Source organism: Flavobacterium antarcticum DSM 19726 (assembly GCF_000419685.1).
Taxonomy (GTDB): Bacteria; Bacteroidota; Bacteroidia; order Flavobacteriales; family Flavobacteriaceae; genus Flavobacterium; species Flavobacterium antarcticum.
In genome coordinates, this window is the sequence record NZ_ATTM01000005.1 from 189,440 (window position 1) to 213,967 (window position 24,528).

Sequence of the window (24,528 nt, forward strand, 5' to 3'; positions counted from 1 at the left end):
ATTATGCTAAGCAAAAAAATATTAGTAACTGGAGCGGCAGGATTTATCGGATACCACCTGTGTGAAAACTTAATTGCGGAAGGACATGAAGTAGTAGGACTTGACAACATAAACGATTATTATGATGTCAACCTTAAATATAGTCGTATAGCACAATTGGGTATTGAGAAAGAATCTATTTACGAAAACAACATCACCACTAGTCATCTGCACAAGTCTTTCCGATTTATTAAGTGTAATTTAGAGAATAAAAATGCAATAGGTGATTTATTTGAAAGCGAACAATTTGATATGGTTTGTAACCTTGCTGCTCAAGCGGGCGTGCGGTACAGCATCGAAAATCCTTCAGCGTACATCGAAAGTAATATTGTAGGCTTTCTGAATATTTTGGAAGCATGTCGTAATTATGACGTAAGAAAATTAGTGTATGCAAGTAGTTCTAGCGTTTATGGAAATAATACCAAGATTCCGTTTTCTGTTGATGACAATGTGGATCATCCAATAAGCTTGTATGCTGCAACCAAAAAAAGCAATGAACTAATGGCACATACCTACAGTCATTTGTTTGGTATTGAAACAATCGGTCTACGGTTTTTTACAGTTTATGGACCGTGGGGCCGACCAGATATGGCAATGTTTTTATTTACGGACGCCATTTTAAATGAAAAACCAATTAAAGTATTTAACAACGGAAATTTATCACGTGACTTTACTTACATCGACGATATTGTAAAAGGTGTAAGTCAAGTACTAAATAGAAGTATTAAGGCCGATCTAGCTCGAATTTACAATATCGGCAACAGTCGTCCAGTTCAATTGCTTGACTTTATATCAGCCACTGAAAAAAGCACAGGAAAAACAGCAGAGAAGATTTACCTGCCAATGCAAGCAGGTGATGTGGAAAAAACGTGGGCCGATGTAAGTGCCTTGCAAAAGGATTACGGATATGAATCAGAAACAGATGTAGAAAATGGTATTGCAAATTTTGTTAGTTGGTATAAGTGTTATTACGATATAACTTAGATATGCAACAAATTCAAAATAAAGTAATTTTAATAACAGGTGGAGCTGGATTCATAGGTTCAAACTTATGTGACTATTTATTGCGGTACAACAATAAAGTGGTTTGCTTAGATAATTTTTCTACCGGAAGTAGAGCAAATATCAAAGATTTACTTGCAAATCCTAATTTTACGTTGCTAGAGGGCGATATTCGTAATTTAGCCGACTGTCACAATGCTGCAAGAGGAGTAGATTACATCTTACACCAAGCCGCATTAGGATCAATACCACGTTCAATCAATGATCCAATTACAACGAACGAAGTTAATGTTTCGGGATTTTTAAATATGTTGGTGGCCGCTCGCGATGCGAAGGTAAAGAAAATGGTGTACGCGGCTTCTTCATCGACCTATGGCGATTCGGAAAGTTTACCTAAAGAAGAAAACGTTATTGGAAAACCATTGTCACCTTATGCGATTACAAAATACGTAAACGAATTATATGCGGATGTTTTTCATAAAACTTATGGTCTAAACACTATTGGACTGCGCTATTTTAACGTATTCGGAAGAAATCAAAACCCAAACGGAGCGTATGCAGCTGCAATTCCTAAATTCGTGATGCAACTAATGAACCATCAAAGCCCGGTCGTTAACGGAGATGGAACAAACTCGCGGGACTTTACTTACATTGACAACGTGATTCAAATGAATGTGTTGGCCTTGCGTACTGAAGATCCAGCAGCTATGAATACCGTTTACAATACTGCATTCGGCGACCGTACGACTTTAAATGATTTAATTACATCGTTAAAACGCTGTTTAACTATCTTTGATCCTAAAATAGCAAATGTGGAAGTTGTTTACGGTAATACATTAGTAGGTGACATACCTCATTCCTTGGCAAGCATTGAAAAAGCTAGGGAACGTTTAGGCTATAATCCACAATATTCATTGCAAGAAGGCTTGAAGGATGCAGTAAAATGGTATTGGGACAATTTAGAGATTAGAACAGAGGAATCAATCAACAAATAGTACTAACTAAAAACAAACTGGAAGTTTTTTTGAAAGTAGAATATTATAAAGAGAAGCATAAATTAGAATGAAAAAAATTGCAGTAATTGGTCAGGGATATGTGGGCTTGCCTTTAGCATTGGAGTTTTCTAAGCATTTTCCTGTAATCGGTTTTGATTTGAATATCGATAGAGTTGCAGAATTAAATGACGGGAATGATCACACTTTAGAAGCAAACTTGGATCAATTGAGAAAATCAATTTCAGTAGCAAATGAAACTAATTTCTATAATGGATACAAGGCTTCATCGGATATAACCGCGTTGAACTTTGCAAATGTTTTTATAGTTACGGTTCCAACTCCTATTGATGAATACAATGCTCCAGATTTAAATCCATTACGTACTGCGTCGGAAATGATTGGTAAGGTTTTAAAAGTAGGTGATATTGTGATCTACGAATCCACTGTGTTTCCCGGTTGTACCGAAGAAATTTGTGTGCCAATTTTAGAGAAATTTTCTAAATTAAAATTTAATGAAGAGTTTTATGTAGGCTATTCACCAGAACGGATCAATCCTGGAGATAAGGTAAATACTTTAACTACGATTATTAAAGTGACTTCGGGATCAACAGCTGAAATTGCAGAGGAAATAGATCAACTATATAAGAGAATTATAACAGCAGGAACGCACAAAGCTCCTTCAATCAAAGTGGCAGAAGCCTCTAAAGCGATTGAAAATGCACAACGCGATGTAAATATTTCATTTGTAAATGAATTGGCATTAATATTTGACCGAGTAGGTATTGACACGCATGATGTTTTAGAAGCCGCGGGAACAAAATTTAATTTTTTAAAATACAAACCAGGTTTAGTGGGGGGACACTGTATTTCAGTCGATCCATATTATTTAGCCCACAAAGCAAGTCAACTAGGATATCACCCAGAAGTTATCTTATCGGGCAGACGCGTAAATGATAGAATGGCTTCTTTTGTCGCATCAAAAACGGTGAAGTTGATGATAAAAAAAGAAATTCAAATTCACGGTGCAAATGCATTAATTTTAGGAGTGACGTTTAAAGAAAATTGTCCTGACTTTCGCAATACAAAAGTCATAGATATCTATAAAGAATTGGTGGAATATGGTGTTCATGTAGATATATACGACCCTTGGGTAAATAAAAAGGAGGTTTTTGAAGAGTATAACATTGAAATTATTGAGAAATTGATAATAAATAAGAGATATGAGGCCGTTATTGTTGCCGTAGCGCATAATGAATTTTTACAATTAGATTTGTCAAAAATTAAAACAGAAAAAGCTGTGGTTTTTGATACCAAGGCTTGTATGGATAGAAATAACGTGGATAGCAGATTATAATTATGGATACAATTTTAATAACAGGAGGAGCAGGTTTCATTGGATCTCACGTGGTGCGTGAATTTGTAAACAAGTATCCCGAAAAAAAAATTTTAAATTTAGATGCCTTAACGTATGCAGGTAATTTGGAAAATTTAAAAGATTTAGAAGCAACTGAAAATTATGAGTTTATTAAAGCGGATATAACTGACGCACAAGCTATTTTTGATATTTTTGAAAAACACCAACCCATTGGAGTCATTCATCTTGCTGCAGAATCGCATGTGGATCGTTCCATTACAAACCCATTAGAGTTTGTAATGACGAATGTAATAGGAACCGTAAATTTATTAAATGCCGCGAAACATATTTGGAACGGTAATTTTGAAGGTAAAAGATTTCACCACGTCTCTACGGATGAGGTTTATGGTGCTTTAGGCGACACTGGTTTTTTTACCGAAGAAACAAGTTATGATCCACATTCGCCTTATTCAGCCTCTAAAGCTTCGTCGGATCACTTTGTAAGAGCGTACCACGACACTTACGGAATGCCGATTGTGTTGACCAACTGTTCAAATAACTACGGTCCCAACCATTTTCCAGAAAAACTGATTCCACTTTGTATTCACAATATTTTAAATAATAAGCCGCTTCCGATTTACGGTAATGGAAAATATACGCGCGATTGGTTGTATGTAATTGACCATGCTAAAGCAATTGATTTGGTTTTTCACGAAGGAACTAATGGAGGATCATACAATGTTGGCGGTTTTAACGAATGGCAAAATATTGATTTAGTTAAGGAATTGTGCGCGCAAATGGATGAGAAATTAAATCGTACAGCAGGAACTTCCGCAGCATTAATTACTTATGTTAAAGACCGACCCGGTCATGATTTGAGATATGCAATTGATGCTACAAAAATCAATAAGGAATTAGGGTGGACGCCGTCAGTTACCTTTGAAGAAGGATTGTCAAAAACGATTGATTGGTTTTTAGAAAATAAGCAGTGGTTAGAAAATGTGACTTCTGGCGATTATCAACGCTATTATAGCCAACAGTATAAATAATTTAGGTATGAATGTGATTGAAACAAAATTAAAAGGATGTTTTATTCTAGAGCCCAAAGTATTTGCTGATGATCGAGGCTATTTTTTTGAATCCTATAATGAAGATAAATTAAGTGCAATTTTAGGGTATTCACCGAAGTTTGTTCAGGACAATCAATCTCGTTCTAGTTTTGGTGTAGTTCGTGGTTTGCATTTGCAGTCGGGAATACATGCACAAGCTAAATTAGTTCGCGTTATTAAGGGTACTGTGCTTGATGTTGCGGTGGATGTTCGATTGAATTCGCCTACCTTTGGGCAGTGGATTGCAGTTGAACTTTCAGCAGAAAATCAAAAACAGCTCTTTATTCCTCGTGATTTTTTACACGGATTTTCTGTGTTGTCAGAGAACGCCACTTTTTTCTATAAGTGCGATAACGGATATAATAAAGCATCAGAAAATGGGGTTCATCCACTCGATGCTACTTTAGGAATTGACTGGGGTATTGCTTCTACTCAAATCATTTTATCTGAAAAAGACCACGAAGCACAGAGTTTCAATGACTATAAATCTTCTTTGAAATGAAAAATGTATTAGTTACTGGTGGATCGGGACAATTGGGTTCTGCACTAAAGTCTGTACAAGAGCATTTTGAAGAGTTGCATTTCTCTTTTAAATCATCAAACGAACTTGATATCACAAGTCAAAGTGCGATTGAAAATCTATTAGACGAATACCACTATGACATTATCGTTAATACAGCTGCCTATACGGCTGTAGATAAAGCAGAAAGTGATTTTGAAAATGCACAAAAAATAAATGCGACTGCTGTTAGGTATTTGGCAGAAGCTGCATTTAAAAGGGGAATTACGCTTATTCATATTTCTACGGATTATGTATTTGACGGCGTCGAGCCAAAAGCGCGTTTGGAAACTGATCCAACCAATCCAATAGGAGTTTATGGACAGACGAAGCTTGAAGGAGAAGAATTTGCACTAAATGCTAATCCAAAAACGATCATCATTCGCACCGCGTGGGTATATTCTGAATTTGGATCTAATTTTTTAAAGACCATGCTGCGTTTATTTAATGAAAAGACGGAAATAAGCGTGATCAACGACCAAGTTGGATCACCAACAAATGCAACTGATTTAGCAAAAGTGATTGGAGCAATTGCGAGTGCTGATCAACTGGTTTACGGAATTTTCAACTATTCAAACGAAGGGCAATGCTCTTGGTTTGAATTTGCTACTAAAATAAAAGAATTAGTTCACTCCAGTATTGAGGTAAAACCGATTTCTTCAACTCAATATGTAACGGCAGCAAAAAGGCCTGCTTATAGTTTGTTAAATAAAGATAAAATAAAGAATACTTACGCAATAGCTATTCCTCATTGGACAAATAGTTTAGAAGAGGTTGTAGGGAATATGGTTAAGTAAAACAGTATTTGGTCACTCAAATCGGAATACATAAAAAAATTAAAATGAAAGGAATTATTTTAGCTGGAGGTTCAGGTACGCGTTTGCATCCATTGACATTGGCAGTGAGTAAGCAGTTAATGCCGGTTTATGATAAACCGATGATCTATTATCCTTTGTCCACTTTGATGCTGGCAGGAATTAGTGAAATATTAATTATTTCAACTCCGCATGACTTACCTCATTTTGAGAAATTACTGGGTGACGGAAATCAAATTGGTTGCAAATTCTCCTATGCTGTGCAAGCAGAACCTAATGGTTTAGCACAAGCTTTTGTAATTGGTGCTGATTTTATCGGAACGGATAAAGTAGCCTTGGTTTTAGGGGATAACATCTTTTATGGAAGTGGAATGTCAAAGTTATTGCAAAAGTGCACACAAGAAGAAGGAGGAGTTGTTTTCGCTTATCCAGTTCATGATCCAGAGCGTTATGGTGTCGTCGAATTTGACAGTTATAACAATGTTTTATCTATAGAAGAAAAACCAACGCAGCCTAAATCTAATTATGCAGTGCCAGGACTCTATTTTTATGATAATGAGGTCGTAGAAATAGCACAAAACATTAAACCTTCTCCAAGAGGAGAATATGAAATTACAGACGTTAATAAAGAGTACTTAAAACGTGGAAAATTAAGTGTAGGTGTTTTTGACAGAGGAACAGCTTGGCTGGATACAGGTACTTTTAATTCGTTGATGCAAGCCGGTCAATTTGTACAAGTTATTGAGGAGCGACAAGGAATGAAAATAGGCGCGATCGAGGAAGTAGCTTACCGCATGGGTTATATTACTAAAGAGCAATTAAAAGAAGTTGCACAGCCATTGGTAAAAAGTGGTTATGGTGAATATTTGTTGAAAATATAACATTAGCTAATCGTAATAGTTCAAATTAATCTAAAACACATTATTTAAAAACGTTAATTCTATGTTGACATTCATCGAAACATTCTTAAAAGAGTTAGATAATAATAATATTAATTATGTTCATTGGAAAAGCAATACAAATATTGAATTTGCATTAAACGGTATCGACGATTTAGACATTTTAGTCAGTCCATTAGATCAAAAGAAAATTTTTAAAGTTTTTAAAAAGTTACAAATTATACGTGCTTTTTCTGAAAAAGATAGTTGGCAGGACGGAATTACTCATTTCATTGGTCTTGATATTAGTTCACAACTGTTAGTTCATATACATTTACATTTTAAATTAACGCTAGGATATGATTTTGATAAGTGTTTTGACTTGCCCATAGTTGCTTCTTATTTAAAAAGTAAACATTTTCATAATTCTATCATTTATTTGCCTAGTGTTGAGCATGAGTTTATAATTTTAGTGATTCGGTTAATGCTTAAAAATTCATTAACACCATTTTTATTATTACTTCCAAGCGAGCAAATTAGAATATTTAGGCAAGGTAAAAATCACGGCATTGTAAGTGGAGGTGGTTTTAATGAATATGTTGATTTGAAAGCTAAAGTGAACATGAATAAATTGTTTACTGTCTTAAAGAATGACTTTCCTTTTCTTGAAAAGCAGATATTTATTGATTGCGCAAAAGTGATCAACGAAAATAATAATTTATTTAATTATTTTACTTACGGCAGGAAATTAAAAAGAGGTTTAAGATCGCAAAGTACCCACAGCGAAGCTATGACTTTTATTGTGTCTTTTTATAGGTTGAATAAAATTAGAGTTTATAGCTTGCTGAGTAAACTTCGTATATATAAAAAAAATGAAGGTAAAAAAGCGGAAAGGGGTGGTCGTATCATTGCATTTATTGGTGGTGATGGTGCAGGTAAATCGACAACAATCAGTAATTTGAGTAAAACGCTCAAAAAGCAGTTCGCTGTTAAAAACATTCATATTGGTAAACCAAGAAAATATTTCGTTGGTGCTTTTTTGTTTATTTTAGGGAATGGATTAAAAGTTTTAAAAATAAACGATTTGTCTCGTGCCATTTTATTTCTAGCAACTGCATTTAATAGAAAAAATGAATTTAAGAATGCATGTCGCCTTCGAGATAAAGGGTACATCGTTCTCCAAGACCGTATGCCTATTGAAGGATTAACAGCTATGGACAGTCCTAAAATTCACACTATAGAAAATGGTAAATTTAAATTTTTATCAAAAATAGAACAAAGACAGTATAAGAATATTAAAGGAATTGACTTATTAGTTGTGCTAAAATTGAATCCTGAAATTGCTCTAAAAAGAAGACCAGAAGACAATCCTGACGAATTGCGTATTCGTTCAGGACAGATTTGGGAGAGAAATTGGGATTTTGAATATGCAATTACAATCAATACAGAGCATTCTAATGTTCAAGAGGTACAGGAAATTTTATCAGCTGCTGTATGGGACAATTTGAATGCATCATTTTTAAGAACTGAATTGATTGGCCTTAATGGGACGGGGAAATCAACTTTATTATTAAAGATAAAAGAGACTTATTCTAATGTTATTACAGTAATACCTATCAGACAGTATCCCAAAGTTATAATTTTTTGTTTGTTTCGGTATTCATTACGTGCGATTGCAGTTTATATGAAAACTAAAAATGCTGCATTTTTTAAGAGTTATCTTCATTTTCAAATTTCTAAAAATATCATTATTAAATGGCAGAAAAAGGGAATTCCTGCTAGTCACATCATTTTAGATCAAGGAGTACTTTTTCATTTAGTTCTTTTATATAATGAAAAATTAATTTCATTAAAAAAATTTAATAGTGAATATAGTATAGTTATAGAATTCTTTTCCCTTGTAGTCTGTTTAAAGGCATCGGAGGAAATGTTATTTTCTAGGGTTCAAAAACGTATTTCTTCAAATGGCCGTGGTCAAAACATGAACTACCAAGAATTTAAAATTTTTTGTGATGACTACAACAATATTTATAATTTAATATTGAACAATTCTAAAAAAAATGTAATTATTGATACCGGTATTCTATCTGTTGAAGAGTCCTTATCAACTATAATTAAAATTAATAATGAATAATAGTTTATTTAAAAGTGCAAAGCTGAATGCCATGACAAGTTATATAAACTTTGCATTGAATTCAATCTTACTTTTTTTTATCAACCCCTATTTAGTTCAATACTTAGGGGCGTATAATTTTGGTATTTGGAAGTCTGTACAAAAGTTTTTGTCCTTTGCATCTATTGCAGATGGAAGATCAAGTCAAGCTTTGAAATGGCTTGTTGCCAATGATGAGAAGAATGGAGATATAAATAAAAAACAACAAGCTATTGGTAGTTCTATCAGAATTTGGCTGTATTTTCTTCCAATATTACTAGTTGTTATCGCTTTACTAGTTTATGGCACACCGTTATTAATAAATGGTATTAATATTAAGGATTATAGTTTAATACGAACTGTTGTTTTTATTTTAGGACTCAATATTCTATTTAATCCTTTATTTGGAATACCAGATGCTGTATTGGTAGGAATTAATAAAGGATATAAGTCAACTAGTATTCAAACTATCAATATGATAGTTTCAAATCTTTTAATGATTTATGTTAGTTATTTAGGCTTTGGTCTGATAGGCTTAGCTTTTGTGGTTTTGGGAGTAACTTTCTTAAACGGTATTTTTATTTTTTACATATGTAAAAAAGAAGCGAAATGGTTTGGGTATCAAAAGGCCGATTCAGAACAAATTAAGAACTTTCTTAATTTTAGTGTTTTAGTCTTAGTTTGGTCTTTAATTACTAGATTGATATTATCTGCTGAAATATTGTTGATTGGATATTATTTTAATCCAGAAGGAGTTACGAATTATGTTTTCTCCACTTATATCATTCAACTTGCTATTGCAGTCGGGTTGATGACGGGAAGTGCCATTATGCCAGGATTAGGTAAAATCATTGGAGAGAAAAATTTTGTTAGTGCTTCTAATATTGTCAAAAATTCGAGAGAAATAACTGCTTTTATTGCAATTTTTTTTGGATGCTTTGTTTTATTAATGAACAGAAGTTTTGTGACTTTGTGGATGGGTGAAAATTATTACATCGGAGATTTAAATAATTTTCTTACAGTTATAATTGCTATCCAAATTATTCACTTTAGAAATGAAGGTCAGATTCAAGATTTATCTTTAAAAATTAAAAATAAAGTTATTGTTGGATTTTTATTCACAATTTTAAGTTTTATACTATGTGCCTTATTAGTTAATTTTTGGGCTCATAAAATTGAAATTATTTTTATGGGAATTATAATAGGTCGTTTTGGAATAAATATTTTATTTAAATCTATGGTTGATAGAATGGTAAATATTTCACAATCTAGCATTTCAAAACATTTAGTTTGTGGACTAATATTGATAACTATGTACTTTATAGGGTTACAAATTAATATTGATAGCTGGATATACTTTTTAATAATTTCTGCTGTAATTTCAATTTTTCTTGCAGTAGTGTCTTACTTTACTGTTTTGTCAAAAGTGGCTCAAAACTTAGTTTTACAATTGCTTAAAAAATCAATTTGATGATTTTAATAATAGTTTTAAATTATTTAGTTAATTTTTAAGAAAATAATTTTAAGTAATTTGATTGATTTTCAATATATTGAAAGACAATATTTTTTTTGATGTTTTTTGTGCATTTGAAATTATTCTGCTAATTATTTGTTCTAAAGTTTGTTAATAATAGATAGTGGTGTAAGATTTTAAATAAGAGATGTAATATGGATAAATTGATTTTGATTATATTGTTTTTGCAAGCAACTGATTTGTATAAGGTCTTGTTACTGCCGTTTGGCCTCCAAACTAACAGTTTCTCTACAGCAACTCTGGTAATTTGTTTGTTTTATATATCTTTCAATATAAAAAATATAAAAAAAATACTAAAATTTAAAACTGTATTTAACTTTTGGTTATGGATGGTTTGGTTTTTTCCTGTACTTTTCACTATCTTACATCTCTATTTAGATAATCTTAATGAACTGGATTTACTGTATTGGGTTTCTTTTATATCACTTTTTGGGAGTATGTTCTTGTGTGCTACGATTGTAGCTTTTAAAAATCAACGTGATAAAAATTTCGATATCTTTTTTTTACTTATATTTATTTCGTCAGCAGTTGGAATTGTATTAAGTTACACTAACTTTGGTTTTATTGCGCTTTTACTTTCAACTTCTTCAGCAAATTCTACTTTTGCTGAAGATTATTCAGTTGCAATAGATAGAGCATTAGGTTTTTACGGACAGCAAAATTTGTCGGCAAAATCTTTCGTGCTGTCTTTTCTTTACTTATATGTGATTAGTTTGAAGAATAAAAATCAGATTCTTAAATATTTGCTTATTGTTGTAGGGTTAATTTGTATTTATTTTACCGGTTCTCGGACTTCCATGGTAATATTTTTTTTACAATTAGCAATACTGATTCCACTATTTACGATTTCTTCAAAGTTAAAATTATTTGTAGTAGCGAGATATTTTGCGTTAGGTGGCTTATTTATTTTAGTGCTTATTTGGTTCGCAAGTTTTTCTGTATCTCTTGGTTTGCCGGATCTTACTGAGCGTTTGAATTTTGAGGATACTAATTTATCGCAAGACGGTAGTGTGAATGCACGAATTGGAAGTTTTAACGCTTATGTTGATAAAGTAGAAGAGAATTTGCTAGTCGGTAAAGGTCCAGTTTACAGAGAGGAAATGTTAAAAACGAATGTATTTCCAGTTGCTTCACAAAATGAATACCTTGAAACAGCAGTTGCCTTTGGGGTTGTTTCTGTTTTATATTATATTTTATTGTTGTTATATACTGTGAATAAAACTTTAAAAGACAAGAATGATTATGCAAAGACATTAGGCGTCCTGCTTTTAGTTTTTGCTATTTATGGTTTTTCCGTAAATTATTTATTCATTGATCGAATGAATGTGATTTTATTAGGAATTTTATTTGGTTTATTAATTAAATTGCGAAACTTCAAAAAACAAGAAATAAGAAAAACAAACTATTTACCTTGAAAGTATTTTAATTGAATAGTCAATGAATATTTTTACGTCTTGCAAGTAAACATTTTAAGAATTTAATTCTGTAATTAATAAAATTTTAAGTGTATTTGTGGAAATTTTAGGGTTTAATTATGTTTTAATATATATTTATCCTATCTAATGCAAATATAGCTATGAAGTTCAAAGGCTTTTAATGCATGTTTTCGATCTGGTACGGATAAATATTAACAAGTTGTTTTTTTTATTAGTAAAATCTAAATTGAATTTGTTACTTTAACTTCGCGAAAATTATAATCTTTTTTATAAAAGATTATTTAATTAAACTAACACATGATAGAATTTAACTTTATTAGTAATATTAATTAATAAAATAAATAGACCATAATCTTATTACAGAATACTTTTATTAAAAAAAAAACAAAATATAATTATTATGATTTCAAGAATTTTAAAATATTTGCGACGATATTACAAGATAAAAACAATGAATCCATCTGACTACGCAAGAAGTTTAGGCGTTAAAGTAGGAAATAATTGTAGTATAGCAATTAATTATTTTGGTACAGAACCTTATTTAATTGAAATCGGTGATAAAGTTCAAATCACCAATGATGTGCGTTTCTTTAATCACGGAGGGAGCTGGATATTTAGGCACAAGCATCCTGAATTTGATTATTTTGGTAAAATTACGATAGGTAATAACGTATACATTGGGAACTGTGCTATGATTATGCCCGGAATAACTATAGGAAGTAATGTTCTAATAGGCGCCGGTTCAATTATTACAAAATCAATTCCTGATAACGCTATTGTTGCAGGAAATCCTGGCAAAATTGTAGGAGAGGTAAATGAGCTTTTTAGCAGGGTAGAAGCATATAATTTAAATTGTAAAAGTATGAATGCTGTTGAAAAGCAGATTTATTTACTAAACTTATCGGATGAAAAATTCATTACTAAGTAGAAAAATTGTTCTTGTAATCCCCTCGTTGAGACATGGTGGTGCGGAAAGGGTTATCAGTATTTTGGCAAATCAATGGGCTGAAGATGAAAATTCTGAAATCACACTTCTGCTTTTGGTAAAGCAAGAAAAATATTACCAGTTAGATAGTAGAGTTATTTTAATTGAACCTCAACGTCAATATAGCGATAATACAATTAGTAAATCTGTCTATACGATTTGGACTATCAACTTTATTCGCAAGCACATTAAAGAAATAAGACCCACGGTGATTCTTTCCTTTTGTGAGCGATATAATAATTTAGTGCTCTTTTCTTTAATAGGTTTGCAGTTTAAGGTATTTGTATCCGATCGAAACAATCCCAGTAATTATATCGGGAATTTGCACGAGATTTTAAGGAAGATCTTATATAAAAGTGCAACTGGAATTATTGCGCAGACAAAACGAGGTAAGCTTGTTTTAGAAGCTAAAACAAAAAACACTAATATCAGCTGTATTCCGAATCCGTTGCGAGATATTATTAATTTCAACGTTTCAAGAGAGAAAATTATTTTAAATGTAGGTAGAAATGAAAAACAGAAAAACCAGCTTGAGTTAATAGATATTTTTTCTAAGTTGAAAAATGCGGTAGATTGGAAATTATATATTTTAGGCAATGGCTCGCTCAGACCTTTTTTACAAACGAAAGTGAATAAACTAGGATTAGAAAATAGAGTGGTTTTAATGGAATTTCAAACGGATATCGATTTCTATTTCCAGCAAGCCTCAATATTTGCTTTCCCATCTCTTTATGAAGGCTTTCCCAACGCATTAAGCGAAGCTATGGCCAATGGACTTCCTTGCGTAGCATACGATTGTCCAACAGGTCCAGCAGAAATGATTGATGATGCAGTAAATGGATTTTTAGTGCCTCTAAATGATAAATCTTTTTTTACAGAACGACTACAATTGTTAGTTAATGATCATTCTTTAAGAATTGATTTAGGAGGAGAGGCAAGTAAAATTAAAGAAAGATTATCTTCAGAAAAAATCTGTAATGAGTACATAAATACAATATTAGAACGATGAAATTAATTATCAATACGGTAAATCTAAAAATAGGTGGTGCTTTTCAGCGTTCCGTCTCATTTTTAAAAGAGTTAAAAGAATTCGGAACAGACAAATACTTTGTATTTTATAATGAAGAGATTGCAAAACAAGTAGATGTAGAAAGTTTTCCTCAAAATTTTACATTTTATTTTTTTGAACAAAGTCCAGCTTCGCTAAAATATAGAGCGGGAATAGTCAAAGAATTCAATCGATTGGAAAAGGAAATTGAGCCTACTGCTGTATTTTCATTCGTTGGACCTTGTTATTGGAAAGCCAAAAGCCCGCATCTAGTTGGTTTTGGTATTCCTCATATTGTTTATAACGACTACAAATACGTTAAAAACTACTCTTTAAAAACAAAAATGGAGATGGTTTATAAAAAGTTCTGGACAAAGTATGAGGCAGATTACTGGGTAGTACAAACCGAAGATGTGCGACAAAAATTGGCAAAAAAAATCAATGTGCCTTTAGAAAAAATTTTTTTAGTTTCAAACGGAATAGGGCAGCAATATAAAGAAGTGCAAGTAGTGACTCGAACGGAAAGTACTGTTAAAAAACTTTTAATGATAAGTACATTTCGACCAAGCAAAAATTTTGAAATTATAAGAGAAGTTGTGCGATTATTAAAAGGGGATAAATTTAAATATGAATTTCATATAACGATAAAGGAAGTAGATTATGAGCTATATTTCAAAGGCCTAGAAGATAGTGTGATCAATCACGGGCATGTGAAAGCTAAAGACTGTCCAACGCTTTACAATGAAACGGATGCGATGTTTTTACCTTCTCACTTGGAGTGTTTTTCAGCTTCATACCCTGAAGCTATGAAAATGGAAAAGCCTATTTTGACTTCAGATTTATCCTTTGCCCACACAGTATGTGGAGAGGCTGCATTATATTTTGACAATCAGTCAGCGGAAGATGTCGCGCAAAAGATAAAAAATTTGTTTCATGATAAAAATTTATATAAAGATGTAGTCGCAAAGGGCAAAGTGCAGTTAAAGAATTTTGACGACTCGCGTGGGCAAGCTCAGAAATATTTAGAAATATGTAAAATAATTCAAAAGTAATTTTTTTAAAAAATCACATTATTATGGAAATTATTAACAGATATGGAATACTTGGCTTTTTGAAATTAGTAAGGTCTCTAATTTATACAAAGATTTTTTTTAAAAAAGCGAAATTAATTAGATTGCCCTTTGATATAAGAAATTCAAAATATATAGAAATCGGAGAAAATTTTACAACAGGAGTTGGGTGTAGAGTGGAAGCATATCCACTACATAATCAAATTAATTTGATTTTCGGTAAAAATGTTCAATTAAATGACTATGTGCATATTACCGCTGTCGAAAGTGTAAAAATAGGGAATAATGTTTTAATGGCTAGTAAAATCTACATTTCAGATTCTTCCCATGGAAGTTATAGAGGTGATATGAATGATAGTAATCCACACACAATACCGGCAGAAAGGCCGCTGTCATCAAGACCAGTAACTATAGAAGATAACGTATGGCTCGGTGAATTTGTATCGGTTCTTTCTGGAGTAACTATTGGAATGGGTACTATAGTTGGCGCTAACTCAGTAGTTTCAAAAAGTTTGCCACCTTACGTGATTGCTGTAGGTTCTCCTGCGAAGCCAATAAAAAAGTTTAATTTCGAAATAAGTAAATGGGAAAAAATATAATTATGAAAAACATACTAATTACAGGAGGTGCTGGATTCATTGGGAGTAATCTTGCACTTAAATTAATGAAAAAAGGACATAAAATTACCGTCCTTGATAATTTGTCAACACAAATTCACGGCAAAAATCCAGAAACAACTTCGCCATTATACCAAAGTATTAAAGATGAAGTTACGTTTATTAATGGTACAGTAACGTCAAGAGGAGATTGGGAAAAAGCTTTAAAAAATCAACATGTTGTTGTGCATTATGCAGCAGAAACAGGAACAGGTCAGTCAATGTATTGTATAGAAAAATATACTGAAGTTAATATTAAAGGTACCGCGATTTTGTTAGATATATTGGCTAACAGCAAACATACAATTCAAAAAATCATAATAGCCTCATCTCGTTCGATTTATGGTGAAGGAAAGTACAAGCATCCAGAATTTGGAATCGTTTATCCATCACACAGAAATGAAAAAGAAATGCTAGATGGTAATTTTGATGTGAAATTTATTGACGATTCTGAATTAGAGCTATTGGCTACAGATGAAAATTCGAAAATTCATCCTTCATCCGTTTATGGAATTACAAAGCAAAATCAAGAACAGATGATTATGACTGTTTGCCCTACTTTAGGTATCGATCCAGTGGGTTTTAGATATCAAAATGTTTATGGCCCTGGACAATCGTTGTCAAATCCATATACAGGAATTCTTTCAATTTTTTCTACACAAATTAGAAATAATAATGGCATTCAAATATTTGAAGATGGGAAAGAATCTAGAGATTTTGTTTTCATTGATGATGTAGTTGATGCAACAATTTTAGGAATTGAACTTGAAGATGCAAACGGACAAGTTTTTAATGTAGGAAGTGGGGTGCCAATAGATGTTTTGACAGTTGCGAATTCTTTAATTGATGCTTACAATATTGAAGTTCCCGTAACTATAACTGGAAAGTTTAGATTGGGGGACATTAGACATAATTTTGCTGATTTGACAAAAATAAAGAATATTTTGGGCTTCAACCCAAAAGTTAGTTTTACAGAAGGAATTAGTAAATTCTCTAAATGGGTGCTTAGTCAAGAAATTCAAGAAGATAATTTGAGTCAATCATTAGATGATATGAAGAAAAAAGGATTATTAAAATGAGAAATATAGAAACATTTTTCAAAAAAAACATTATTTTTTTTTCTGTACAAACTTTTAACCTAGAAAAAGAAATTATTAAAAAACTAACCGAATTTGGAGCTTTAGTTGAGTATTATGATGAAAGACCTTCAAATAACAATTTTACGAAGGGAATAATTCGTTTGAAGAGAAGTTTTTATCAGCATAAAATTGATTCTTATTACAAAAATATTTTAAATCTTTCAAAGGGAAAGCATTTTGACTTTTTGTTTGTTAATAAAGGCGAGGTTATACCTGTTTTTTTTCTTAAGCAATTTAAAATTGACCACCCTGCTTGTGTATTTATCTTTTTTACGTGGGATTCATTTAGTAATAATGAATATTCAAAATCTATTTTGAATTATTTTGACAGAAAATTTTCGTTCGATCCTGAGGATGCAAAAAAGTATGAATTAACTTTTAGACCATTATTTTTTTTAGATGCATATAATAAAATTAAAAAGACCAAACAACTTCCGATAAATTACGATATTTTATTTATTGGAACAGCGCATTCTGATCGATATTTAATAAGTAGCAAAGTTATGCATTGGGCAAGAGAAAGTTCTCTTAGATCATTTTGCTACTATTATATGCATGGGAAATTAGTATATTTTTATAAAAAACAGTTTGATAAGAGCTTTCAGAAATTTGATTATTCTAAGTTAAGTTTTAAAAGTTTAAGCACTGATGAAATATTGCAGTTGTATCGGAAATCAAAAGTGATTTTGGATATCAATCATCCTAATCAAAACGGTTTAACAATGAGAACTTTTGAATCTGTTGGCGCAGGTAAAAAGTTGATAACTACAAATGTGGAAATTAGAAAATATCCATTTTATAACCCAAAAAACATATTTGTAATTGATAGAGATAATATTAAATTAGAGTTATCTTTTTTTACATCGGATTATGAAGAGATTGATTCGGAAATTTACGATAGTATGTCCATTGGTGGATGGTTAAAAGAAATATTTGGTGAAAAGGAAATTTCTTTTTGGAAAAATTAATTCTAATTTATTTCTATAATAATCATGTACAAAATAAAATTTGCTATTAGAAAACACTACTGCAAAATTTACTCCGATTTTTTCAATGACAGATGTTCATTAAAAAAATATTAAATTTTGAATTAGAAGTATTAATTATTATTTTGATGCAATTTTTTTGTATTTTGACTCCGTTTCTAGCGAAATAAGGGGAATTTCATTATTAAATTAGATTAAAAAATTTATCAATAATTTTATGCTTTTTGTTAAACATAATTTTAAGATCGAGATTTGATGTTGGTTGTGTTATTGTACTATTATATTGGTATACAACACTTGCTTTAAAAAAGACTAAAATATTTAAAAAGTATGATTTACATAATTGTTGCAATTGTTTTGTTTGTTGTTGAATTAATCTATTTCAGAGTAGCTGATAAATTTAACATTATTGATCATCCCAATGAACGCAGCTCTCATTCTGAAGTAACGTTAAGAGGAGGAGGGATTATATTTTGGTTTGCTTCATTATTTTATTTCATGCAAAATCCACAAGAGAGCTATCTGTTTTTTATAGGAATAACAATAGTTAGTTTAGTTAGTTTTTGGGATGATATACGAAGTCTTTCTAATAAGATTCGGATAATTGCTCATTTTTTAGCCATTACTTTAATTTTTTATAATTTAGATATTTTTGAAGTTTTACCAATTGCTTTAATTGCAATTTCCTATATTATTTCTATTGGAATAATTAATGCATATAATTTTATGGACGGAATTAATGGTATAACGGGGATCTATACCTTAGTTGTACTTAGTTCTCTATTGTATATTAATGAGTATGTAATCACGTTTGAAAATAAAGACTTTATTATTTATCCTATTTTAGCTAGCATAGTTTTTCTTTTTTTTAATTTTAGAAAGAGAGCGAAATGCTTTGCAGGAGATATTGGAAGCATTGCAATAGCTTTTTGGGTAATATTTTTAATCCTAAAACTAATGCTAGTTACAAATTCATTCGTTTGGATTTTATTATTGCTAGTTTATGGAGTGGATACTATAGGTACAATACTACATCGACTTTATTTAAAGCAAAATATTTTTGAAGCCCATCGACTTCATTTCTATCAAATTTTAAGTAATGAATATAAATTACAACATCGTGTAGTTTCAGGGGTTTACGGATGTATTCAAATAATTGTATCAGGATTGGTAATTTGCCTTTTTCATAAAATAAATGATTTAGCACTGATTTTGTTGCTAGCTATTCCTGCACTACTAATTTATTTATTGAAATTTTACTTTATAAAATTATCGGTAAGAAAAATTAATTAAATAATATGAACGCAAAGCCATTTTTAATTGAAGGCGCAGTATTTACGGATGATAGGGGCTCTGTTTCTTTTGTAAACGATTTTAACTTTGCAAATATAGAACGATTTTACATTATAAAAAATGCTGAGAAAAACCCAGTTAGGGCATGGCAAGGTCATAAGTTAGACAGTAAGAATTTCTATTGTATTTCTGGATCTTTTGAGATTTATTATGTTAAGATTGACAATTGGGAAAATCCTTCTCACGATTTAAAGGTGGAGAGCGTAATATTAAGAGCATCGCAAGCAAATATCCTCCACATCCCTAGTGGATATGCAAATGGGATCAAAGCTTTAGAGAAGGAATCTCAGCTAATGTCCTTTTCCACTCTGCCACTGAATTTGTATAAAGAAGATGATGTTAGATACGATTGTAGTACCTGGAAAATAGATACAGAATAATTTGCAAATAAATACCTATAGGTTGTTTAGTTCCAGTTTATTAATTTTCATTAAATCATGAAAGATTATTTATTATTCAAACAAATTTTACTTTTGGTTATAACTTGTTTTATATTGCTGATTTTACTAATCCCTTTAGTTATATTAATTTCTATAACATGTAATGCAACAAGATTCTCTGGAATCTTCCACCAATCCCGCATCGGTAAAAACGGAATTCCATTTACCCTATTCAAATTCCGCACCCTACATCCAAAAATAAATTCAATTTCCTAGTTCGGTAAATTCCTCCGAAAATACAAACTTGACGAACTCCCTCAACTGATCAACATCATAAAAGGCGATATGACGTTTGTAGGTCCGCGGCCTGACATTCCCGGTTATGCGGATGAATTAAAGGGAGCGGACCGCATCATTTTAAGTGTCCGTCCTGGATTGACGGGATTAGCCTCCCTTAAATACCGTAATGAGGAATACCTACTGGCGAAACAATCCAACCCACTAGCATACAACGACAGCGTAATTTGGCCGGATAAAATCAGGATAAACAAATGGTACGTGCAGCACCGAACGTGGTGGATGGACGTTCAGATTTTGTTTTATACCGTGGTGCCAGTTGGGCTTGATGTGGAACGGTTTATGATGGAGGAAGTTAGCCATTGACAGTTTGAATGTGTCCGGTTAACATGCAAACGCACTAAAATCTCTTTCTTATAGCATATAAGAATTGCTTATGCTCCAAATCCATTGCTAATCTTGCCAAAACTCTTTGCGTCTTCGCGCCACTGCGAGAAAATAACTAGATCACGTGCAACTGTTTACGAATCATGCCGATTCCAACACCTGCCCATCCATTCGTCTATAAATTACTTAGAAACAGTAGCCGTATGGAGCACAAAGTTAAAAGCAGTAACGCTCTGCTTCACGGTCTCTTTTTCCAATTCCGAAATGGGAATAAGGCGCTCGGATTTATCGGTAAACGTCACCTTCAAAAAGTAACGCTTGGTATTGTTTTTAAACAAACTGGTGAATACAGCAAATTTCGATTCCTTAAATTTAATAGATACTTTCTTGACTTTCTCGATTTCGCCCGCTTCCAAGTAACGTTCTATAAGCCTAATTCCTTTTTTTGTTTTCATTTTTTTATAATTTTAAAGTAGATGGTTTGTTTACTGTGTTTTTGGTCCAATACCGCTATAAAGGCTGGTGCATAAAATGCAGTTTCATGCGGTCTTTGTTGGCGCTACGCGACGCTGAAATCCGGTACTAAAATAGGGCATCTCCTTCATTCCACGATGAATTAAACTTTAAGTTTAAAACAACGTATTGGACGACGCGCCATAAGTTCATAAGGTTTTTTTAAAGCTAATTTATAGCACTAGCACCGCAAAACTACTTCCAATAAATCGAACTATTTTACGGTTTCCCGTAACAGCAATAAAAAAGACCTAAGCGGCCAGCGCTTAATTTTCAAAGTGCTACAGGAGAGTGCGAATCCGTGAGAATGGATTGGAATCTTTGAAATACCCAAAGGAACAAGAGATGCTTGGCAAACACAAAGTTGCAGATAAACACGCAGGTTTTAGTTCAGGCAGCGGTTCCAGTTAAATTGGAAGAGGAGGAGTGTACCACAGCAAATTCAAAAGAGAAAAAAAATCAAATACTTTTACTGCAGCACATGGAGCATCTTGTTTTGAATAGTAGTCATTCGATCCCGTTGTGCAGTACTTAATTCGTTGGTTTCAGCTGCGTTATAGATCTTTTTTTGCAACACCATCGTTTGTTCCATCACAGCTTGATCACGCGTTAGTGCCTCTTGATCGCCAGCCATCGCTTTTCTGTGACAGGAAAGGTACGTGTGTAAACACACCTCATAATCGTCCAACATTTGGTCTAAGTCAACCCTTTTTGTCCGTACTACTTCTCGATGGTCTATACTGTCAAAATAAGTATAAGATCTTGATTCCACCGGTATTTCATCTTTTAGAATCCCGGTACCTTCATTGGGGTGCGCTTGGCGCACTTCTTTACAGCAGTTCAGTCCTAATGCAATTAGAGCAAGGGAAGCCAGGCGACAGGTCTTTCTAAAACGATTCATTTCAGTTTGTTTTCCCAGTCATCCACCAACTGTTCCTGTATTAGAATCGGTTGCGAATGAAATGTAGTGGCTAAAATAAAGCAGTTAAAAACAAGTGTTTTACGGTTTTCCTCATTGTGTCTGAAATTTTTAAAGTAAATCCAATGACGACAAATCCATATAGAACGACTGCCGTTTCGGTTAGAAAAACCCGCCGAAATTAAGCTCATGCAAAATCCTGAATTATGAATCCTGAATTATGATCGAAGATGGGAGATGGAAGAGGTTGTAGGTTTTTAATGATTTATTAATTATGACTTAAGATAGAAAGATCGATGGATTGAAAGATTGTTTGAAGCTTTACACTGCTATACTTTTTTCTTCTGCTGATCTTTACTTTTTGTGTCAAGAAATCGACGAATGAGATTCAGCGAACACAAAAGACAATAACTTTAAGGTGAGCTACATAAAGTAAAGATTTCGATAAAAAGATGGTTTTACAGTGTAAAGAATTGTAAAAACATATAACATAGAACATAGAACAAAAAATACGTTGCTCACCAAAGTTGCTCAAAACCGACAACCGACAACCGTTAACAAAGAAAAGAGATGCTCTTTGGAACACGATTTTTCTTCGCCTTTAGACTATGGCAGTCGGGTCCCTGCCCCCTGAAAAGGGCGTAAGAATCAAAAGCTGTTTGACCGCAGGGAGTTCTTTTGATTTAGGTCTTGAAGGTCCGCAGGTCGACGAATATTCTTTGGCTTGACTTTTTTGTTACTTTTTGTGTCAAGACAAAAAGTAAAGATTTATATAAAAAGAATATTTTACAGTGTAAAGAATTGTAAAAACATAGAACAAAAAATACGTTGCTCACCAAAGTTGCTCAAACTGCTAACCGCTAACTGTCAACTGACAACTTCCTCAACCCTCACGCAGCCATTGCTTCGCTAGTTCGCTGAAACGCTCTGGTACTCGTACCTCGGGATGACAATTGTTGAGTTGTGACTCAGTCCGTTGCTCAAACCTACAACCTACAACCTTCAATTTTTCAATCCTTCCATCCTTCCATCCTTCAATAATCCAAAATCTCCTACGGAAGACAACAATCCAAAACTGTCAACTGAGAACTGTCCACTGACAACTTTCTCCATCCTTCAACAATCCCAAACCTCATCCGGAAGACAACAATCCAAAACTGAAAACTGTTAACCGACAACTGTCAACTTCCACCAATCCTCCACCATTCTTGCTATTTGTCATCCTGACGAAGGAAGGATCCCTGCGTTAGTATCTCATCTTGTCGAAAACTTCTATTTTGATACAAAACCCTTGTCCTCGCGCAGCGATTGCCTTGCCAGTTCGCTTAAAGGCTCGGGTCCTCGTACCTCGGGATGACAAATGTTGGGTTGTGACTCGGTTCGTTGCTCAAAACCTTAAACCTTTCGTATCATGTTGCTCAAACCTACAACCTACAACTTACAACCTGCAACAATCCAAAACCTCCTCCGGAAGACAACAATCCAAAACTGTAAATCGAAAACTGTCAACTGACAACTTCCTCCAACCTACTCAACCATCGGAAGACATTGCTCAAAACCTTAAACCTTAAACCTTAAACCTTTCACATCACGTTGCTCAAACCTGAAACCTACAACAATCCAAAACCTCCTCCGGAAGACAACAATCCAAAACTGTAAACCGACAACTGTCAACTGTAAACTTCCTCCATCTTCAATCTTCCAATCTTTCAATCTTTCAATCTTTCAATCCATTTCCATATCTTTGCAAAAAACACCACCTCCATGCAAAATAAAATCTGGTTGTCCTCCCCACACATGGGCGGTAACGAGCAAAAATTTGTAAAAGAAGCCTTTGATACTAACTGGATAGCCCCTTTAGGCCCGAACGTAGAAGGATTCGAACGCGACATCCAATCCTACTTGCAACAAGACGTATACGTTGGAGCATTGAATTCAGGTACAGCGGCAATTCATTTGGGATTAATCCTACTGGGAGTCAAAGCAGGGGATGAGGTCATCTGTCAAAGCATGACGTTCTCCGCTTCTGCAAATCCAATACGGTACTTAGGAGCAACACCCGTTTTTATCGACAGTGAAAAAGAAACATGGAACTTGTGCCCAATCGCACTTGAAGAAGCCATAAAAGACCGAATCGCAAAAGGCAACAAACCAAAAGCCATCATCGCAGTGCACTTATACGGAATGCCGTACCAAGTGGGCTCAATCCACGCAGTAGCAGATCAATACGAAATACCAGTACTGGAAGACAGTGCAGATGCTTTAGGGAGTGCATACAAAGGAAATAAGTGCGGTACCTTTGGTGCAATTGGCGTACTGTCGTTCAACGGCAACAAAATCATCACCACTTCTGGAGGTGGTGCACTGGTAGCCCATTCAAAAGAACGCAAAGACAAAGCCGTGTTTCTCTCCACACAAGCACGCGACGCAGCACCGCATTACCAACATTCAGAAATAGGCTACAACTACCGCATGAGTAACATCTGTGCCGGAATTGGAAGGGGACAAATGGAAGTACTCGACCAGCATGTGGGCTACCGACGCGCCATGAATGCATTCTACAAACAACTATTCGCAACAATACCAGCGGTAACGCTGTTTGAAGAGCCCAACGGCGACTACCACTCCAATCATTGGTTGTCTGCCATTACCATCGATCCCGAAAAAGCCAACGGCAAAACAGCCGAGCAACTAAGACTGCACTTAGAGAAAACCAACATCGAAAGCCGTCCCTTATGGAAACCAATGCACCTGCAACCCGTCTTTGCATCCTTCCCGTATTACGGCGGAACCACAGCAGAAAAACTCTTTGAAAACGGATTGTGCCTGCCATCGGGTTCCAACCTGAACCAAGACGACCGCAACCGAATCAAAGAGGCGATTCAACAATTTTTCAGCTAGTTTCAAAAAAGAAATAAACCG

General features: G+C 33.4%; 21 protein-coding genes and 1 pseudogene. 20 read left to right on the forward strand and 2 right to left on the reverse strand.

The window, feature by feature from the left end:
• The first annotated feature begins 3 nt into the window (after positions 1-3).
• The 19 genes and pseudogenes from YWA_RS0110195 (at position 4) to YWA_RS15545 (ending at position 20,153) form a co-directional block, all read left to right on the forward strand.
• Positions 4-1,023: an NAD-dependent epimerase gene (locus tag YWA_RS0110195; protein ID WP_040472169.1), complete on the forward strand. Its 1,020-nt coding sequence runs from the start codon at positions 4-6 to the stop codon at positions 1,021-1,023.
• Between the two features lie 2 nt (positions 1,024-1,025).
• Entirely contained in the window at positions 1,026-2,036 is a 1,011-nt protein-coding gene (locus YWA_RS0110200) for an SDR family oxidoreductase (protein WP_026718734.1), read from the forward strand.
• A 67-nt stretch (positions 2,037-2,103) separates the two neighbouring features.
• Positions 2,104-3,390, forward strand: coding sequence for a nucleotide sugar dehydrogenase (locus tag YWA_RS0110205; RefSeq protein ID WP_022828415.1), 1,287 nt, complete (start codon positions 2,104-2,106; stop codon positions 3,388-3,390).
• A 2-nt stretch (positions 3,391-3,392) separates the two neighbouring features.
• Positions 3,393-4,439: a dTDP-glucose 4,6-dehydratase gene (gene rfbB / locus YWA_RS0110210; RefSeq protein ID WP_022828416.1), complete on the forward strand. Its 1,047-nt coding sequence runs from the start codon at positions 3,393-3,395 to the stop codon at positions 4,437-4,439.
• Positions 4,440-4,446: 7 nt separating this feature from the next.
• Positions 4,447-5,001 carry a dTDP-4-dehydrorhamnose 3,5-epimerase gene (gene rfbC / locus YWA_RS0110215; protein ID WP_022828417.1) on the forward strand — a complete coding sequence of 185 codons (555 nt, stop codon included), beginning with the start codon at positions 4,447-4,449 and terminating at the stop codon, positions 4,999-5,001.
• The gene (gene rfbD, locus YWA_RS0110220; RefSeq protein WP_022828418.1) at positions 4,998-5,855 is read left to right on the forward strand and encodes a dTDP-4-dehydrorhamnose reductase; all 858 of its coding nucleotides are present in this window, start codon (positions 4,998-5,000) and stop codon (positions 5,853-5,855) included. Before rfbC ends, rfbD begins: the two co-directional genes overlap by 4 nt.
• 44 nt (positions 5,856-5,899) lie before the next feature.
• Positions 5,900-6,754 (forward strand): glucose-1-phosphate thymidylyltransferase RfbA, encoded by an 855-nt coding sequence (gene rfbA / locus YWA_RS0110225; protein ID WP_022828419.1) that lies wholly within the window; start codon positions 5,900-5,902, stop codon positions 6,752-6,754.
• A gap of 61 nt (positions 6,755-6,815) precedes the next feature.
• Positions 6,816-8,885: a nucleoside/nucleotide kinase family protein gene (locus tag YWA_RS0110230; RefSeq protein ID WP_022828420.1), complete on the forward strand. Its 2,070-nt coding sequence runs from the start codon at positions 6,816-6,818 to the stop codon at positions 8,883-8,885.
• On the forward strand, positions 8,878-10,374 hold the full coding sequence (locus YWA_RS0110235; protein ID WP_022828421.1) for an oligosaccharide flippase family protein: 1,497 nt from the start codon (positions 8,878-8,880) through the stop codon (positions 10,372-10,374). The genes YWA_RS0110230 and YWA_RS0110235 overlap by 8 nt, the downstream gene beginning before the upstream one ends.
• 197 nt (positions 10,375-10,571) lie before the next feature.
• Positions 10,572-11,852, forward strand: a complete 1,281-nt coding sequence (locus YWA_RS0110240) for an O-antigen ligase family protein (protein WP_084683054.1) — start codon at positions 10,572-10,574, stop codon at positions 11,850-11,852.
• Between the two features lie 421 nt (positions 11,853-12,273).
• The gene (locus tag YWA_RS0110245; RefSeq protein ID WP_022828423.1) at positions 12,274-12,801 is read left to right on the forward strand and encodes an acyltransferase; all 528 of its coding nucleotides are present in this window, start codon (positions 12,274-12,276) and stop codon (positions 12,799-12,801) included.
• The gene (locus tag YWA_RS0110250) at positions 12,779-13,867 is read left to right on the forward strand and encodes a glycosyltransferase family 4 protein (protein WP_022828424.1); all 1,089 of its coding nucleotides are present in this window, start codon (positions 12,779-12,781) and stop codon (positions 13,865-13,867) included. Before YWA_RS0110245 ends, YWA_RS0110250 begins: the two co-directional genes overlap by 23 nt.
• On the forward strand, positions 13,864-14,958 hold the full coding sequence (locus YWA_RS0110255; protein ID WP_022828425.1) for a glycosyltransferase family 4 protein: 1,095 nt from the start codon (positions 13,864-13,866) through the stop codon (positions 14,956-14,958). Before YWA_RS0110250 ends, YWA_RS0110255 begins: the two co-directional genes overlap by 4 nt.
• Before the next feature lie 23 nt (positions 14,959-14,981).
• Positions 14,982-15,575: an LbetaH domain-containing protein gene (locus YWA_RS0110260; protein ID WP_022828426.1), complete on the forward strand. Its 594-nt coding sequence runs from the start codon at positions 14,982-14,984 to the stop codon at positions 15,573-15,575.
• A 2-nt stretch (positions 15,576-15,577) separates the two neighbouring features.
• Positions 15,578-16,711: an NAD-dependent epimerase/dehydratase family protein gene (locus YWA_RS0110265; protein ID WP_026718736.1), complete on the forward strand. Its 1,134-nt coding sequence runs from the start codon at positions 15,578-15,580 to the stop codon at positions 16,709-16,711.
• Positions 16,708-17,739 (forward strand): glycosyltransferase family protein, encoded by a 1,032-nt coding sequence (locus YWA_RS0110270; RefSeq protein WP_026718737.1) that lies wholly within the window; start codon positions 16,708-16,710, stop codon positions 17,737-17,739. Before YWA_RS0110265 ends, YWA_RS0110270 begins: the two co-directional genes overlap by 4 nt.
• Before the next feature lie 348 nt (positions 17,740-18,087).
• Positions 18,088-19,050, forward strand: a complete 963-nt coding sequence (locus tag YWA_RS0110275; protein WP_022828429.1) for an MraY family glycosyltransferase — start codon at positions 18,088-18,090, stop codon at positions 19,048-19,050.
• Positions 19,051-19,055: 5 nt separating this feature from the next.
• Positions 19,056-19,490 (forward strand): dTDP-4-dehydrorhamnose 3,5-epimerase family protein, encoded by a 435-nt coding sequence (locus YWA_RS0110280; protein WP_022828430.1) that lies wholly within the window; start codon positions 19,056-19,058, stop codon positions 19,488-19,490.
• Positions 19,491-19,547: 57 nt separating this feature from the next.
• Positions 19,548-20,153, forward strand: a pseudogene (locus YWA_RS15545) (sugar transferase).
• Between the two features lie 203 nt (positions 20,154-20,356).
• Here YWA_RS15545 and YWA_RS0110290 read toward each other — a convergent pair.
• Together YWA_RS0110290 and YWA_RS0110300 are read right to left on the reverse strand one after the other, a co-directional pair.
• A complete protein-coding gene (locus YWA_RS0110290) occupies positions 20,357-20,629 on the reverse strand; it encodes a hypothetical protein (RefSeq protein WP_022828431.1) in 273 nt (90 codons plus the stop codon).
• A gap of 527 nt (positions 20,630-21,156) precedes the next feature.
• A complete protein-coding gene (locus YWA_RS0110300) occupies positions 21,157-21,459 on the reverse strand; it encodes a hypothetical protein (protein WP_157505330.1) in 303 nt (100 codons plus the stop codon).
• A gap of 1,911 nt (positions 21,460-23,370) precedes the next feature.
• Between YWA_RS0110300 and YWA_RS0110320 the strand changes: the two genes are divergently transcribed.
• On the forward strand, positions 23,371-24,507 hold the full coding sequence (locus tag YWA_RS0110320) for a DegT/DnrJ/EryC1/StrS family aminotransferase (RefSeq protein ID WP_022828437.1): 1,137 nt from the start codon (positions 23,371-23,373) through the stop codon (positions 24,505-24,507).
• Positions 24,508-24,528 lie beyond the last annotated feature (21 nt).

What these genes read in the sequence shown, in the direction of transcription:
- YWA_RS0110195 (WP_040472169.1), top strand. Translation starts at nt 4, where the DNA reads ATGCTAAGCAAAAAAATATTAGTAACTGGAGCGGCAGGATTTATCGGA.
- YWA_RS0110200 (WP_026718734.1), top strand. Translation starts at nt 1,026, where the DNA reads ATGCAACAAATTCAAAATAAAGTAATTTTAATAACAGGTGGAGCTGGA.
- YWA_RS0110205 (WP_022828415.1), top strand. Translation starts at nt 2,104, where the DNA reads ATGAAAAAAATTGCAGTAATTGGTCAGGGATATGTGGGCTTGCCTTTA.
- rfbB (WP_022828416.1), top strand. Translation starts at nt 3,393, where the DNA reads ATGGATACAATTTTAATAACAGGAGGAGCAGGTTTCATTGGATCTCAC.
- rfbC (WP_022828417.1), top strand. Translation starts at nt 4,447, where the DNA reads ATGAATGTGATTGAAACAAAATTAAAAGGATGTTTTATTCTAGAGCCC.
- rfbD (WP_022828418.1), top strand. Translation starts at nt 4,998, where the DNA reads ATGAAAAATGTATTAGTTACTGGTGGATCGGGACAATTGGGTTCTGCA.
- rfbA (WP_022828419.1), top strand. Translation starts at nt 5,900, where the DNA reads ATGAAAGGAATTATTTTAGCTGGAGGTTCAGGTACGCGTTTGCATCCA.
- YWA_RS0110230 (WP_022828420.1), top strand. Translation starts at nt 6,816, where the DNA reads ATGTTGACATTCATCGAAACATTCTTAAAAGAGTTAGATAATAATAAT.
- YWA_RS0110235 (WP_022828421.1), top strand. Translation starts at nt 8,878, where the DNA reads ATGAATAATAGTTTATTTAAAAGTGCAAAGCTGAATGCCATGACAAGT.
- YWA_RS0110240 (WP_084683054.1), top strand. Translation starts at nt 10,572, where the DNA reads ATGGATAAATTGATTTTGATTATATTGTTTTTGCAAGCAACTGATTTG.
- YWA_RS0110245 (WP_022828423.1), top strand. Translation starts at nt 12,274, where the DNA reads ATGATTTCAAGAATTTTAAAATATTTGCGACGATATTACAAGATAAAA.
- YWA_RS0110250 (WP_022828424.1), top strand. Translation starts at nt 12,779, where the DNA reads ATGAAAAATTCATTACTAAGTAGAAAAATTGTTCTTGTAATCCCCTCG.
- YWA_RS0110255 (WP_022828425.1), top strand. Translation starts at nt 13,864, where the DNA reads ATGAAATTAATTATCAATACGGTAAATCTAAAAATAGGTGGTGCTTTT.
- YWA_RS0110260 (WP_022828426.1), top strand. Translation starts at nt 14,982, where the DNA reads ATGGAAATTATTAACAGATATGGAATACTTGGCTTTTTGAAATTAGTA.
- YWA_RS0110265 (WP_026718736.1), top strand. Translation starts at nt 15,578, where the DNA reads ATGAAAAACATACTAATTACAGGAGGTGCTGGATTCATTGGGAGTAAT.
- YWA_RS0110270 (WP_026718737.1), top strand. Translation starts at nt 16,708, where the DNA reads ATGAGAAATATAGAAACATTTTTCAAAAAAAACATTATTTTTTTTTCT.
- YWA_RS0110275 (WP_022828429.1), top strand. Translation starts at nt 18,088, where the DNA reads ATGATTTACATAATTGTTGCAATTGTTTTGTTTGTTGTTGAATTAATC.
- YWA_RS0110280 (WP_022828430.1), top strand. Translation starts at nt 19,056, where the DNA reads ATGAACGCAAAGCCATTTTTAATTGAAGGCGCAGTATTTACGGATGAT.
- YWA_RS0110290 (WP_022828431.1), bottom strand. Translation starts at nt 20,629, where the DNA reads ATGAAAACAAAAAAAGGAATTAGGCTTATAGAACGTTACTTGGAAGCG.
- YWA_RS0110320 (WP_022828437.1), top strand. Translation starts at nt 23,371, where the DNA reads ATGCAAAATAAAATCTGGTTGTCCTCCCCACACATGGGCGGTAACGAG.